Origin of the sequence: Tenacibaculum sp. SDUM215027 (assembly GCF_050566205.1) — a bacterium.
Classification (GTDB): domain Bacteria; phylum Bacteroidota; class Bacteroidia; order Flavobacteriales; family Flavobacteriaceae; genus Polaribacter.
Window position 1 is genome coordinate 1,166,624 of the sequence record NZ_JBNXUE010000001.1, and the last position, 13,233, is coordinate 1,179,856.

Genomic DNA, 13,233 nt, shown 5'->3' on the forward strand with positions numbered 1-13,233 from the left:
TTAGTAAGAAGATTGGTTAACCATAGGTTAATGCTAGGTTAATGGAGAAATTAAGAAGTACTTGGTTTATTAACAGAATTTAAAGCCTGCACTGTTTTTGAGAAATAGAAGACCCTTAATGGTTAATGCAAGGTTAACGTAAGTAAAAAACATCTTTATTATTTTCTTTTTCACGTATTTTTGAAGTAATGAAAAGAACAATAAAGATATTAATTGTAGCTTCGGTAATAGCAATTGTAGTACTGTCTATTATACAGTATTACTTAATATCCAATACATTTCAATTACAAAAAGACGCTTATGTTAAAAAAGTGAAAAAGGAATTGAGGTTTATTGAAATAAATGAAAGAAAAGATGACTGGGATGAAGCGTATTTGGCAAAAACTCAAAAATTAATCAAACAGTATAAAAAAGGAATATTTTCAAAAGAACAGTTAATTACTCAATTTTCTCAGTTTAACGATAGTATCAACAAAGATTTTATGGATTATTTTAATCAAAAAACACAAAAATCTAAACTGAAATCTCCCGTAAAATATCAAGAGAAAATCACAAGCGTTATATTGTTAGGAAATATAATGAACGATACTATCGTATCTCCAAATAGTGATGGTTTTTTATTGTTTGGAGAAGTATTGAACCCTAAAACGAAATTTGGTTTTAATAGTGGGAAATGGAATAGTGAAAGTATATCTAGAAAAGACAAAGACAGTTTGTTGGTTACAGAAGAAAAAATTCATTTAGAAATAAAGTCAATGAGTTATATTGATATTCCTGAATGGAGAACTGCTGTGCTACAAGAAATGATAGGAATATTATCATTGTCAATCTTATCTATTTTAACGGTAATAGGGTTGTTCATTTATGCTCTATCATCATTTATAAAACAAAAGAAAATTACCGATGTAAAAACCGATTTTATTAATAATATAACGCATGAGTTAAAAACACCTTTAGCTACATTAAGTATCGCAACAAAAACAATGCAAGAAGAAAAAAGTGTTAATGATAATGCTATTGTACTGAGTACTGTGAATACTATCGATCGACAGAGAAAACGTTTACAAAGCATCGTAGATCAAGTGGTTAGTAATTCTTTAGGAGTGAATGAGATTGTGTTGAATAAAACCAATATATCTAGCAAGTTGTTCTTTCAGAATCTAATAAATGATTATAAGCTATCTAAAAGTTCTATTTTGGTAACAACTTGTTTTAGTAAGGTAGATACTCAATTAAATGTTGATAAATTTCATATTGCGACAGCTATTTTAAATGTGTTAGACAATGCTGTAAAATACGGAAGTAATGAATTAAGAGTGAGTACCAAAACAATAGATAATTATTTTCAAATAACTATTGAAGATGATGGAATAGGTATTGCTAAAGAACATAGACAAAAGGTTTTTGACAAGTTTTATAGAGTGGAAAATACTAATGTGCATGATGTGAAAGGGTTGGGGTTGGGATTGTTTTACGTACATCAAATTATAAAAGCTCATGGTGGAACTGTAGATTTACATAGTGTTAAAGGGAAAGGAACAACAATTATCATTAATATTCCAATATAAAAATGAAACAGATTTTATTAGCAGAAGATGATTTAGATTTCGGAAGCATATTGCAGCAATATTTACAATTACACAGTTTTCAAGTTACTTGGGCAAAAAATGGAGTAGAAGCATTTGAAATATTTCAAAAAAATAATTTTGAAATTTGTGTTTTAGATGTGATGATGCCTAAATTGGATGGATTTTCTCTTGCTGAAAAAATTATAGCGTTACAGCCAGAAATACCATTTGTTTTTCTAACAGCAAGAAATCAAAAAGAAGACAAAATAAAAGGATTAAAACTAGGAGCAGACGACTACATCGTAAAACCTTTTGAGGCTGATGAATTAATTCTTCGACTACAAAATATACTAAAGCGAAGCCAAAAAACAACGATAAAACAACAACAAATTATAATAGAGATAGGAAGTTATAATTTTGATACCAAAACTTTGTTGTTGACACATAAAAAAAAGACACAACGAGTTACAGAAAAAGAATCTTTACTCCTTCAATTTTTATATAAGCATAAGAATCAGTTGGTAAAACGAGAGGAAATACTAAAAGAAGTTTGGGGAAATGACGATTTTTTTTCAGGAAGAAGTATGGATGTTTTTATAAGCCGATTACGTAAATACTTTACAGAAGATCCATCTATAAAAATTGAGAGTATAAGAGGTGTTGGTTTAGAGTTTAAAACGATTCGTTAAGCAAAAAACAAGTAATATAATTTATTAAAAGGAACAGAATGAGCCTTTCATTCTAGGAGATTTATTGTCTAAATTTTTAAAAAAAGTAATCATGAAAAAAATAGTATTTATCACAGCATGCATAGTATTAATATTTATTTCGGAAAAGGGATTTTCACAAAGTACACCTGTTCCACCCACCACACCAGGTACGAGTACAGTATCTGTAAGTTCTCATACATCACACAGTTATACTAGTAATCAAAAAGGGGAAAGATGCTCTCATACGATTTCAGTTAAAAACCATAATTCAATATATCGGTTTAAAGCCCGTTTTGATGATGCTTTAACAGAAAGCATAAAAAAACGGTTAATTAAGGAGTTTTCTGAAGAGAAATTTTTAAAATCACACGATGCTTATTTTTGGGAAATTGAAAAAAATAATAGAAATGTATTTGAGTGTAAGTTACATGAAGGACAGGTGAAAATGTATGTAGATAAAAACATGACTTCAGAAGAATTTCAACAAAAAATTGAAAAATTAGGTGAGGATTTAAAGCATATGATTTCAGGAGAAATACCAAAAGAAGTTAAAGAAAGAAAACTTTTAGCAGCTCAAAAAAGGTTAGAACATGCTAAGAAAGCTCATGACAGAGCTATAAAGAATCTAAATTCAGTAAAGGAAAGGTAATGAAATAGTATGTTGAGAGGGAGATATAAAAAAACGAAGGTATTACCCTTCGTTTTTTTTTAGAAATGGTGTAAAGCCAGTTTTACTTCACTTGAAATACAAAGGGTATTCTAGCTTGAATTCCTTTCAGATTTTTCATTTTATGAATGTTGTAGTATAATTGGTAATTCTCGTCACCTAATGTTTCTTTTAGAATTTCTTCTTTTGATGTTTTCATAAAAGGAGAGAACTGTAAAGCATCTTTTAAGTCTGTTTTGTAGTTTGGATAATTACGAATTTTGTAGTTTTCAATCTCTGCTAATTCAGCAGCAACTTTAATAGCATCATTTAATCCTCCTAACTGGTCAACTAAACCTTTTTCAATAGCTTCTTTACCAGTCCAAACTCTACCCTGTGCTATTTCATTAACTTGTTCATAGGTCATGTTACGCCCATTAGAAACACGGTTAACAAAAGTGGTGTAAATTTGTTCAACACCTTCTTTAGTAACATCGTAAAATTTTTGGTTCATCGGTTCAAAAACACTGTATGAAGCACTGTTATTTGTAGACACTTGCTCAGCGTTAATACCAATATTATCAGTAAATTGATTGAAATTTGGAATAGCACCAAAAACTCCGATTGAACCTGTAATTGTTGTTGGTTCTGCAATAATTTTATCGGCATTACAAGCAATATAGTAACCACCAGAAGCAGCTAAATTACCCATAGAAACAACCAAAGGCTTTTCTTTTTTAGTTAGTTCTAATTCACGCCAAATTAACTCAGAAGCTAAAGCGCTACCTCCAGGAGAGTTTACACGGAGTACAATAGCTTTTACATTATCATCTTTTCTAGCCTTTCTAATAGCTTTGTTAATAATTCCTTGTCCAATGTATTGTTCATTACCTTCACCATATATAATGTCTCCTTGTGCATATATTACAGCGATTTTATCTTTTGAGGTTGAAGAAATTCTCCCTTTTCCAGAGTTGATATAATCTTCAATAGATATAGTGTTTACTTTTTTGTTAGAACCCATAGCTAATTTTTCTTCGTATTCATCCTCATAAATAGAAGCATCAATTAAATTGTTTTCTTTTGCTACAGTAACATTTCTTCCGTTAGAATTATCAGCTATAAGATTTAATTTTTCAACAGAAATGTTTCTGCTTTTACTAATATCATCTGTAATTTCTGACCAAATAGATTTTAAAAAAGAAGTGGTTTGCTCTCTATTAGCTTCGCTCATTTCATTTTCTAAAAACGGCTCAACTGCACTTTTATATTTTCCGTGACGAATAACTTCCATTTTAAGACCATACTTATCTTCAAAGTCTTTAAAATATAAAATTTCAGTAGATAAACCTTTAAAGTCGATTGCTCCAACAGGATTTAAAAATAAACTGTCTGCAACAGAACTTAGGTAGTAATTTTTTTGGGTGTATATGTCATTATAGGCATATACAAACTTACCACTCTCTTTAAACTCTTCAATTTTATTTCGAATAGCTTGTGTTTGTGCAATACCAGCATTTACAAAAGCTGTTTTTATACTAATTCCTTTAATTTTATTGTCGGCTTTTGCATTTTCAATAGCATTGATAATTTTGTTTAAGGCTAACTTCTCATCGGTTAATTCTAAAGCTTCAGCAATAGGGTTGTTTTCTTTTGGGGCATAATCTTTAATGGGTGTTGATAAATCTAACTCTAAAACAGAATTTGATTTAACGACAACTGTTTCATCTCCTCCCACAATAGCAGCAATAGCAAAAATGAATACAAAAAGTAAAAAAATGGCGATAAAAAAGCCAAGAATAGAGGCAAGTAAATTTCTTAAAAACTTCATGTTGTAAGGTTAATTTTTTTGAGCAAATATACAGTTTTTAGAAAGATGCTTTTTTTCGTAAGAAGTTGTTAGTTCCAACGATTTATACCTACACCTAGGCTCATACGATATTTTCGTTGAGCAAACTCAAAATAATTAAAAAGTTTGTAATTCACTTCATAGCCATAATCAATATGCGGACTATAGTCAATCACATTTTCATAAATAGTTGAATTGAACTGTAAAGGATTTTGTGCTCTGTAGTTCCAAGTGGTTACATACAAACTATTTTTATTTTCTAGATATTGTTGCGAGTAAAAACCTTCAGGTTTTGCAATGCTATTTAAATAGGTTGTAAAACCAGGATCTATAATAATTATTTCATACTCCAAACTATCGTTAGCAATCACAACAGGTTCTTCTTTTTGGGAGTTTGAAGCGTCTTTTAGAGGTGCAGAACTACAAGCCCATAACATAATCCCAACAATACTAAGAGATATAATATGTTGTAAAGTTTTCATAATCAGTATGATTTGTAATTATAAAGATGCAAAAATTATTCCATTTTTAATTGATTTTTAACTTGTTTAACAGTAATTTTCAACATTAAATAATAGAATATGAAGAAAAGGTGTTTTTGGGTTAGTGATGACCCATTATATATTGAATATCATGATACTGAATGGGGAGTTCCAGTATATGATGATGATAAATTGTTTGAGTTTTTAATATTAGAAACGTTCCAAGCAGGTTTAAGTTGGATTACGATTTTAAAGAAAAGAGAAAACTTTAGAAAGGCGTTTGATAATTTCGACTACAAAAAAATAGCAAAATACTCTGAAGATAAATATGAAGAATTACTTCAAAATGCTGGAATTATAAGAAATAAGCTAAAGATAAAAGCTACAATAACCAATGCACAATTGTTTATAAAAGTGCAAGAGGAGTTTGGGTCGTTCTCAAAATATATTTGGAGTTTTACTAACGGTAAACCAATAACAAATAAATTTGAAAAAAGGGAAGAAGTGCCTGCAACTACAGAGCTTTCTGATGAAATTTCAAAAGATTTAAAAAAGCGAGGATTTAAGTTTGTCGGTTCCACAGTAATTTATGCACATATGCAGGCGACAGGAATGGTAAACGACCACACAACGGACTGTTTTAGATACCATGAAGTTTAAATTTTGTAATTTTAGCGTTCAAAAAAATAAATTAAAAACTATATAAATGAAACTAAAACAAATGCTTTGTGTGTTTGCAGCAGCAGGAGTATTAACTTCTTGTGGTGTAGATGCAAAAAAAGAGCCTAAAGTAGTAGAAAAAAAGGCAAAAGAGTTTGAGTATGTTGTTGAGCAATTTGCTGATATAAAAGTATTACGCTATCAAATTCCAGGGTTTGATGAGTTAACACTAAAAGAAAAGAAGTTAGTATACTATTTAACTCAGGCTGGTTTATCTGGACGTGATATTATGTGGGATCAAAACTACCGTCATAATCTTGAAATTAGAGCAGCTTTAGAAAACATCAATAATAACTTTAAAGGAGATAAAGAAAGTGAAGATTTTAAAGCATTCACTACCTATTTAAAAAGAGTGTGGTTTTCAAACGGAATCCATCACCATTATTCTAACGATAAGTTAAAACCTACATTTTCTAAAGAGTATTTAGAAACTTTATTAAAAGAAGCTAATACTGAATTATCTACGGAAGCATTAGAAGTTATTTTTAATGATAAAGATGCTAAAAAAGTAAACAAAAAAGCTGGAGTAGATAATGTATTAGCATCAGCAGTAAATTTTTACGGAGCAGATATTACTAGCAAAGATGTAGAAGATTTTTATGCTAAAGCAGATAAAGGACCAAAAGGCCAACCAATTGAGGTTGGTTTAAACTCTAAGTTAGTTCGTGAAGATGGAAAACTAGTTGAAAAAGTTTGGAAATCTGGCGGAATGTACGGGCAAGCAATCGATAAAATTATTTATTGGTTAGAAAAAGCTAAGGAAGTAGCAGAAAACGAAAAGCAAGCAAAAACATTAGGACTGTTAATCGAATATTATAAAACAGGAGATTTACATACTTGGGATGAATATGCAATTGCTTGGGTTGAATCTACTGAAGGTAACATTGATTGGATTAACGGTTTTATTGAAGTGTATAATGACCCTAAAGGGTATAGAGGCTCGTACGAAACAGTAGTACAAATCAAAGACTTTGATATGTCTAAAAAAATGAAAGTATTATCAGACAATGCACAATGGTTTGAAGATAATTCTCCGTTAGATCCAACCCACAAAAAGAAAGACGTTGTAGGAGTTTCATATAAAACAGTAAATGTAGCAGGTGAAGCTGGAGATGCATCTCCAAGTACACCAATTGGAGTTAACTTACCAAACAACAACTGGATTCGTCAACAACACGGTTCTAAATCTGTATCGTTAGGGAACATTATAGGCTCGTATAATAATGCTGGTGGAACAGGTCGTTTAGAAGAGTTTGCAAACGATAAAGAAGAAATCGATTTAGAGATTAAATACGGTAAGTTAGCAGATAAGTTACATACAGCATTACATGAGGTAATCGGGCATGCTTCAGGAGTAATTAATGATGGAATTGGACAACCAAAAGAAACTTTAAAGAACTATGCTTCTACAATGGAAGAAGGTAGGGCAGATTTAGTAGGGTTATATTACTTAATGGATCCTAAATTACAAGAATTAGGACTAGTTGATGATTGGAAAAAAGTAGGAAAAGCTGCTTATGATGGATATATCAGAAACGGATTAATGACGCAGTTAATCAGAATTAACTTAGGTGATGATATTGAAGAAGATCACATGGTAAACCGTCAATGGGTATCAGCTTGGGCTTTTGAACAAGGAGCGAAAGATAACGTAATTGAAAAAGTAACTAGAGAAGGAAAAACTTTTTATAATATCAACGATTATGAGAAGCTTCATGAAATCTTTGGACGTTTATTAAAAGAAGCACAAAGAATTAAATCTGAAGGAGATTTTGAGGCAGCAAAAGCATTAGTAGAAGGTTACGGAGTAAAAGTAGATCAAGATATTCATAAAGAAGTTTTAGATCGTAATGCACAGTTTACATCTGCTCCTTATAGTGGATTCGTAAATCCAGTATTAGAACCAGTTACAGATGCTGATGGAAATATTACTGATATTAAAATCAAGCAACCTAAAACTTTTGAAGATCAAATGAATTTTTATGCTAAAAACTATAACTTCTTACCAGTTAAAAACTAAGAAGTTCAGTTTTTAAAATAGTCACAAATACAAAACCGATTCTAATTAGAATCGGTTTTGTATTTTTAGAGGAATTAACGAAAGATAAATGGCGAAAAGAGTAAAAGACCCTGGCTTAGGGTATAATTCAAGTAGTAATGCACAAAGAATAATTAATGCAGATGGTAGCTCTAATGTAGTACATGCAAATAGAAGATTTGGTGCAGATGACCTGTATACTTTTTTCATAGAAATACCATGGTGGCAATTTTTCGCATTGATAATTGTAGGCTATTCATTGTTAAATGTTCTTTTCGCATTTGTGTATGTGTTGATAGGTATAGAACAGATAACGCCATCAAAAGGAAATTTTATAGCTGATCTTTTGAATGGCTTTTTCTTTAGTGCTCAAACCCTTACAACAGTAGGGTACGGAGGTATAGCTCCTAAAGGAATCGCAGCGAACTGTATTGCTGCTTTTGAAGCTATGATTGGTTTGTTAAGTTTTTCATTTATTACAGGGTTATTATACGGGCGCTTTTCAAAAGCAAAAGCATCAATCCGTTTTAGTGAAAATTTAATTCTTAGAGATTTTAAAGAAGATAGAGCGTTAATGTTCAGGTTAATGAATCGTCGAAAAACGGTAATGATTGAGCCTGAAGTATCAGTAACCTTGTCAATATCAGAAAAAGATAAAAGGGAAGAGTACAAAAGAAAATTTTATCAATTAAAATTAGAACGAAATAAAATAATGTACTTGCCCACAGTTTGGACGATTGTTCATGAAATAGATGATAATAGTCCGTTAAATTCATACTCAAATAAAGAAATAAGTAAGTTAGACGGGGTACTTTATGTTTTAATGCAATATCATGAAGAATCATTTGGTCAAAAGGTATACCAAATAACCTCGTACAACTTCTCTTCTCTTGAAGTAGATGCGAAATACACATCTTCATTTTATTTTGATGAAGAAGGGAATACTGTATTAGATCACTCAAAACTAAGTGAAATATCAAAAATGAACTAGAATTACTTAGTTAATAGCTTGGATAAAAATAATAGTCCAATTACCACTGCAATTCCTATTGCTACGTAAATAGCTGCATTTTGGTAGTATTTCTTATTGTTCTTAGCATCCTTCTTGTAGCTAAAAAACATTAAAACAATAAAAGCTACCACAAATAAACTCGCAAAAATGATTCTGCCCGTAGTAAACATTTTAGCAGCAATAAGTATAAACATAAAATTGTATTTTTAGCAAAGTTAAAGAATGATTTTAGAATGGAAAAAACTAAAACAGCAATTATTTTTGGAGGTACTTCAGGTATTGGAAAAGGGCTAGTAGAAAGACTAATAGAAGAAAATTATATTGTAGCGGTTACAGGAAGAAGATTTGAAAAGCTAAAGGAGCTTAAAAACACACACCCTAATCAAATACTCATTAAGCAAAATGATATTCAACAAGTAGAGGAGGTAGAAAAAGTGTTTAATGAGATAGTGGATGAATTAGGAGAAGCTCATTTAGTGATACAGTCTTCAGGAGTTGGATTTGTAAACCCTAAACTAGACTGGGATAAGCAAGAGCAGACTATAAATACGAATGTTTTAGGAGTAACAAAATTATATGCCTTAGCATATAAACTTTTTAAAAAGCAAGGCTTTGGGCATTTAGTAGGAATTTCTTCCATAGCGTCAATCAGAGGAAACAGAGCTGCGCCAGATTACTTTTCATCAAAAGCTTACCAAAAAGCGTATTTAGAGAGCTTATATATAAAAACCAAGTCCATTAAAACAAAAAAAGTTTTTATTACTGATATTCGCCCAGGATTTGTTGATACACCAATGGCATTAGGTGACGGTATCTTTTGGATGGTACCTCTAGAAAAAGCGGTTAATCAAATATATTCAGCAATAAAACGTAAAAAACGAGTAGCTTATATATCAAAGCGATGGAGGCTCATTGCTTGGGTGCTAAAAATTGTACCAGCAAGAATTTTAAAGATGGCGACCTAAATGAAGAAAGAAAACTTAATAGTATTTGATATTGACGATACATTAACTAAAAGTGAGAATCAACATCAAAAGGCTTATGTAGAAGCTATGAAAAGTTTTGGTATAACTAAGATTAACCGAGACTGGAAAAGCTATAAGAATATGACTGATAGTTATATTTTAAAAAGGAACTATGAAACCAATTTTAATAAAGAGTTTAGTTTGTCTTTTATCTCAGGGTTTGAAGAGAAAATGACTGAACTGTTATTAACATTGTCAAAAACTCAAGAGATACAGGGAGCTGGAGTGATAATAGATTTTTTTATGAAAGAAACAGATTATGCTATTTGTTTTGCAACAGGTTCTTTGCTCAAACCAGCTTTGATTAAATTAGAGCAAGCAAATATAAACTTTGTTCCAAGTTTAGTAGAAGTTTCAAATAATCTGTTTACAAGAGAGGAGATTGTAAATTCTGCAATTAAAAAAGCAAAAAACTATTTTCAAGTAGAAGAGTTTAAAAATATTATTTCGGTAGGAGATGGTATTTGGGGTTTAAGAACTGCAAAAAACTTAGGAGTGAATTTTTTAGGTATTAGAAATAAAAATTTATCAGATTTTGAAGCAGAAGGAATTAAGAGTCATATAGAAGATTGGACAAGGTTTGATTTTCAAAAAGTAAAAACAGAATTACAAATTATATAAGTTATATAGAATGAAAAAAAGAATTGAAGCAGTACATGAATTTCATAGCGCATTTGGATTAGGAATTAAAAATAAGCCTACAGCTAATATTGGTAGAGAAAGGAATTTACTTCGTTACAACTTAATGAAAGAAGAGAATGAGGAGTATTTAGAAGCAGCTGAAAATAACGATTTGGTTGAGGTGGCTGATGCTTTAGGTGATATGTTGTATATTTTATGTGGAACGATAATTGAACACGGAATGCAACATAAAATAGAAGAAGTATTCAATGAAATACAACGAAGTAATATGAGTAAATTAGGAGAAGATGGTACACCTATTTATCGTGAAGACGGAAAAGTACTGAAAGGACCAAATTACTTTAAACCAAACATTAAAGAAATCTTAGATAAATAAAAAAGACTCCTCATTGAGGAGTCTTTTTTATTTTGTTCTTTTATTTACCCATAATTCTTTCTAGTTCCGAAGTTAATGTTTTAACATTATTAACCATTTTAATAATGATACCATTAGAATCTATAATTAAGTGTGTAGGATATTGTTTAACTTTTAGTTTCTTAGTCATGTAATCCTTTTGCTCAGGGATAGTTGGATATTTAAACTCTTTGGTTTCTAAAAATTTAATCAGTTCATCTTTTTTATCAAAAGCCAAACTAACAAATTCAATTTTTTCATCCTTGTACTTATCTACCAACTTATTTAATTCAGGAAATTCTTCAACACATACTTTACAAGTAATAAACCAGCATTTTAGCACTAACAATTTTCCTTTCGTGTCAGCTTTATTGTGTGCGTTACCATTTAAATCAACAAAATTGTAATTAGGAAGTTTTTTACCTTCCATTTTAAAGTATTGATGTGCTATTGAAGCCTTGCTAACGATTGATTTTTTTATTTTTTCATTCGAAGAATCATCAATACCTGTAAGCTGATATTGTACTTTACCATCTTTTTCAGACTTAATAGGAATGTATGCACCAGTACGAAGTAAGGTTAAAAAGATACCTTTTTCCATAATAGCACCCTTGTCATCCATAGGAATGAAAGTTGACATTAAATCAATATTTCCCTTAGTGTAAGCTTCCCAGTTATCAAAGCTTTTTTGAATATCTTCAGTATCAACAGAAAATGAATCTGTCGAAGAGTCTTCAGTAGTTAAGGTTTCTTCAGGAGTATTATCTTTATTAATAGGAGCTTCTTCTTCTTTGGAAGTAATTACTTCATTACTTTGAGCTATGGTTTTATCTTCATTTAAAATTGAATTAGAATAAATATCTAACCCAAAAAATGAAATTGCAAAACCTACTCCTATTGATAATAAAGCCAGTACAATATTTCTCATTTCTTTTAGAATTTTTTGTTAAAAAAACTTAATTCTGTTTACTAATATAGCTTTTTTTAATGAAATGATTAAATTTTAACCCTCCAGTTGTGCTTATCTTCTAGTTTGTTGTATTGTATGTTAAGTAGTTTTTCTTTAAAGAAAGAAGCATAAGAATCACTTACTTCTGGTAATTCAAAAGTATCATTTTGGTGTTTAAACCCTTTTATAGGATTGATTACAGCAGCAGTACCAGAACCAAAAATTTCTTTTAGTTCACCTTGCTTTGCTGCTTCTTTAATTTCAGCAACTGATACTCTTTTAATTTCAATATCTATGTTATAGTCTTTTGCTAGTTGAATAATTGATTTACGAGTAACACCATCTAAAATACGATCACTTGTTGGTGCAGTTACAAGTTTATCTCCTATTCTAAAAAAGATATTCATTGTACCTGCTTCTTCTAAGTATTCGTGTGTATTAGCATCAGTCCAAACAATTTGTTGATACCCTTCTTTATGCGCTAAACTAGTAGGGTAAAATTGAGCGGCATAGTTACCAGCCGCTTTTGCAAAACCAACACCACCATCAGCAGAACGACTATATTTTTCAGCAAAAAGAACTCTAACTTCACCAGCATAATATGATTGTGCAGGAGAACAAATAATTATAAACTTATATTCTTCGGCAGGAGAAGCAGCTATAGCTCCTTCAGAAGCAATAATAAACGGACGAATATATAACGAGTTTCCTATTCCTTTTTTAATCCAAGCGTTGTCCAATTTAAGAAGTTTTTTTAATCCCTCAAAAAATACATTTTCAGGAACTGGGGGCATCGCTAAACGAGCACCGGATTTATTAATTCTATGAAAGTTTTCATCTGGACGAAATAAAAACACATCATCATTTTCATCTTTATAGGCTTTCATTCCTTCAAAAACAGCTTGTCCGTAATGAAAAACTCTAGCCGAAGGTTCAAAAGATAAAGGTCCGTAAGGCATAATTGTAGGTGTTTTCCATTCTCCGTCGGCAAAGTCACATACTAACATATGGTCAGTAAAGGTGCGACCAAATGCTAAGTTGTTAAAATCTACCGTATCTATTTTCGACTCTTGTATAAGCTCAATATCAATATTCATTATGTGATTGTTTTTAGAAGTGCCACGAAGATACGAAATCTAGTGGTATATTTTGAGTTTAGCTCCTCGCTTGAAGAAATATAAGTATATTTGTTGAATGT

At 30.7% G+C, this 13,233-nt stretch carries 14 protein-coding genes; 9 read left to right on the forward strand and 5 right to left on the reverse strand.

The genetic code is table 11. The features are described 5' to 3' along the window. Positions 1-188 precede the first annotated feature (188 nt). From ACQYZ7_RS05510 to ACQYZ7_RS05520, 3 genes are all read left to right on the forward strand, one after another. Positions 189-1,568 (forward strand): sensor histidine kinase, encoded by a 1,380-nt coding sequence (locus ACQYZ7_RS05510; protein WP_430728762.1) that lies wholly within the window; start codon positions 189-191, stop codon positions 1,566-1,568. 2 nt (positions 1,569-1,570) lie between these two features. After that, positions 1,571-2,257, forward strand: a complete 687-nt coding sequence (locus ACQYZ7_RS05515; RefSeq protein ID WP_430728763.1) for a response regulator transcription factor — start codon at positions 1,571-1,573, stop codon at positions 2,255-2,257. Positions 2,258-2,348: 91 nt separating this feature from the next. After that, positions 2,349-2,927 (forward strand): hypothetical protein, encoded by a 579-nt coding sequence (locus ACQYZ7_RS05520; RefSeq protein ID WP_430728764.1) that lies wholly within the window; start codon positions 2,349-2,351, stop codon positions 2,925-2,927. An 82-nt stretch (positions 2,928-3,009) separates the two neighbouring features. Here ACQYZ7_RS05520 and sppA read toward each other — a convergent pair whose 3' ends face one another. Beyond that, positions 3,010-4,755 (reverse strand): signal peptide peptidase SppA, encoded by a 1,746-nt coding sequence (gene sppA, locus ACQYZ7_RS05525; RefSeq protein WP_430728765.1) that lies wholly within the window; start codon positions 4,753-4,755, stop codon positions 3,010-3,012. A gap of 68 nt (positions 4,756-4,823) precedes the next feature. Continuing rightward, a complete protein-coding gene (locus tag ACQYZ7_RS05530; protein WP_430728766.1) occupies positions 4,824-5,255 on the reverse strand; it encodes a DUF6146 family protein in 432 nt (143 codons plus the stop codon). A gap of 99 nt (positions 5,256-5,354) precedes the next feature. Here ACQYZ7_RS05530 and ACQYZ7_RS05535 point away from each other — a divergent pair, with 99 nt between their 5' ends. The 3 genes from ACQYZ7_RS05535 (at position 5,355) to ACQYZ7_RS05545 (ending at position 9,004) form a co-directional block, all read left to right on the forward strand. After that, positions 5,355-5,915: a DNA-3-methyladenine glycosylase I gene (locus ACQYZ7_RS05535; protein WP_430728767.1), complete on the forward strand. Its 561-nt coding sequence runs from the start codon at positions 5,355-5,357 to the stop codon at positions 5,913-5,915. Positions 5,916-5,961: 46 nt separating this feature from the next. Next, positions 5,962-7,995: a dipeptidyl-peptidase 3 family protein gene (locus tag ACQYZ7_RS05540; protein ID WP_430728768.1), complete on the forward strand. Its 2,034-nt coding sequence runs from the start codon at positions 5,962-5,964 to the stop codon at positions 7,993-7,995. Positions 7,996-8,083: 88 nt separating this feature from the next. Continuing rightward, on the forward strand, positions 8,084-9,004 hold the full coding sequence (locus ACQYZ7_RS05545) for an ion channel (protein ID WP_430728769.1): 921 nt from the start codon (positions 8,084-8,086) through the stop codon (positions 9,002-9,004). 2 nt (positions 9,005-9,006) lie between these two features. Here the strand turns inward: ACQYZ7_RS05545 and ACQYZ7_RS05550 are convergent, their stop codons facing one another. Further along, positions 9,007-9,219, reverse strand: a complete 213-nt coding sequence (locus tag ACQYZ7_RS05550) for a hypothetical protein (RefSeq protein WP_430728770.1) — start codon at positions 9,217-9,219, stop codon at positions 9,007-9,009. A gap of 39 nt (positions 9,220-9,258) precedes the next feature. Here ACQYZ7_RS05550 and ACQYZ7_RS05555 point away from each other — a divergent pair, with 39 nt between their 5' ends. The 3 genes from ACQYZ7_RS05555 to ACQYZ7_RS05565 are packed head-to-tail and all read left to right on the forward strand — an operon-like array spanning position 9,259 to position 11,068. Continuing rightward, on the forward strand, positions 9,259-9,990 hold the full coding sequence (locus ACQYZ7_RS05555; protein WP_430728771.1) for an SDR family NAD(P)-dependent oxidoreductase: 732 nt from the start codon (positions 9,259-9,261) through the stop codon (positions 9,988-9,990). Then, complete coding sequence (locus ACQYZ7_RS05560) at positions 9,991-10,671, forward strand: HAD family hydrolase (protein WP_430728772.1); 681 nt, start codon at positions 9,991-9,993, stop codon at positions 10,669-10,671. It begins immediately after the preceding gene. 10 nt (positions 10,672-10,681) lie between these two features. Next, complete coding sequence (locus ACQYZ7_RS05565) at positions 10,682-11,068, forward strand: hypothetical protein (RefSeq protein ID WP_430728773.1); 387 nt, start codon at positions 10,682-10,684, stop codon at positions 11,066-11,068. Positions 11,069-11,108: 40 nt separating this feature from the next. Here the strand turns inward: ACQYZ7_RS05565 and ACQYZ7_RS05570 are convergent, their stop codons facing one another. Both ACQYZ7_RS05570 and ACQYZ7_RS05575 read right to left on the reverse strand, forming a co-directional pair. After that, positions 11,109-12,014 (reverse strand): TlpA family protein disulfide reductase, encoded by a 906-nt coding sequence (locus ACQYZ7_RS05570; protein ID WP_430728774.1) that lies wholly within the window; start codon positions 12,012-12,014, stop codon positions 11,109-11,111. A 68-nt stretch (positions 12,015-12,082) separates the two neighbouring features. After that, positions 12,083-13,132, reverse strand: a complete 1,050-nt coding sequence (locus tag ACQYZ7_RS05575; RefSeq protein WP_430728775.1) for a branched-chain amino acid aminotransferase — start codon at positions 13,130-13,132, stop codon at positions 12,083-12,085. Positions 13,133-13,233: the final 101 nt, after the last annotated feature.

What these genes read in the sequence shown, in the direction of transcription:
- ACQYZ7_RS05530 (WP_430728766.1), bottom strand. Translation starts at nt 5,255, where the DNA reads ATGAAAACTTTACAACATATTATATCTCTTAGTATTGTTGGGATTATG.
- ACQYZ7_RS05545 (WP_430728769.1), top strand. Translation starts at nt 8,084, where the DNA reads ATGGCGAAAAGAGTAAAAGACCCTGGCTTAGGGTATAATTCAAGTAGT.
- ACQYZ7_RS05550 (WP_430728770.1), bottom strand. Translation starts at nt 9,219, where the DNA reads ATGTTTATACTTATTGCTGCTAAAATGTTTACTACGGGCAGAATCATT.
- ACQYZ7_RS05540 (WP_430728768.1), top strand. Translation starts at nt 5,962, where the DNA reads ATGAAACTAAAACAAATGCTTTGTGTGTTTGCAGCAGCAGGAGTATTA.
- ACQYZ7_RS05510 (WP_430728762.1), top strand. Translation starts at nt 189, where the DNA reads ATGAAAAGAACAATAAAGATATTAATTGTAGCTTCGGTAATAGCAATT.
- ACQYZ7_RS05535 (WP_430728767.1), top strand. Translation starts at nt 5,355, where the DNA reads ATGAAGAAAAGGTGTTTTTGGGTTAGTGATGACCCATTATATATTGAA.
- sppA (WP_430728765.1), bottom strand. Translation starts at nt 4,755, where the DNA reads ATGAAGTTTTTAAGAAATTTACTTGCCTCTATTCTTGGCTTTTTTATC.
- ACQYZ7_RS05560 (WP_430728772.1), top strand. Translation starts at nt 9,991, where the DNA reads ATGAAGAAAGAAAACTTAATAGTATTTGATATTGACGATACATTAACT.
- ACQYZ7_RS05515 (WP_430728763.1), top strand. Translation starts at nt 1,571, where the DNA reads ATGAAACAGATTTTATTAGCAGAAGATGATTTAGATTTCGGAAGCATA.
- ACQYZ7_RS05570 (WP_430728774.1), bottom strand. Translation starts at nt 12,014, where the DNA reads ATGAGAAATATTGTACTGGCTTTATTATCAATAGGAGTAGGTTTTGCA.
- ACQYZ7_RS05520 (WP_430728764.1), top strand. Translation starts at nt 2,349, where the DNA reads ATGAAAAAAATAGTATTTATCACAGCATGCATAGTATTAATATTTATT.
- ACQYZ7_RS05575 (WP_430728775.1), bottom strand. Translation starts at nt 13,132, where the DNA reads ATGAATATTGATATTGAGCTTATACAAGAGTCGAAAATAGATACGGTA.
- ACQYZ7_RS05555 (WP_430728771.1), top strand. Translation starts at nt 9,259, where the DNA reads ATGGAAAAAACTAAAACAGCAATTATTTTTGGAGGTACTTCAGGTATT.
- ACQYZ7_RS05565 (WP_430728773.1), top strand. Translation starts at nt 10,682, where the DNA reads ATGAAAAAAAGAATTGAAGCAGTACATGAATTTCATAGCGCATTTGGA.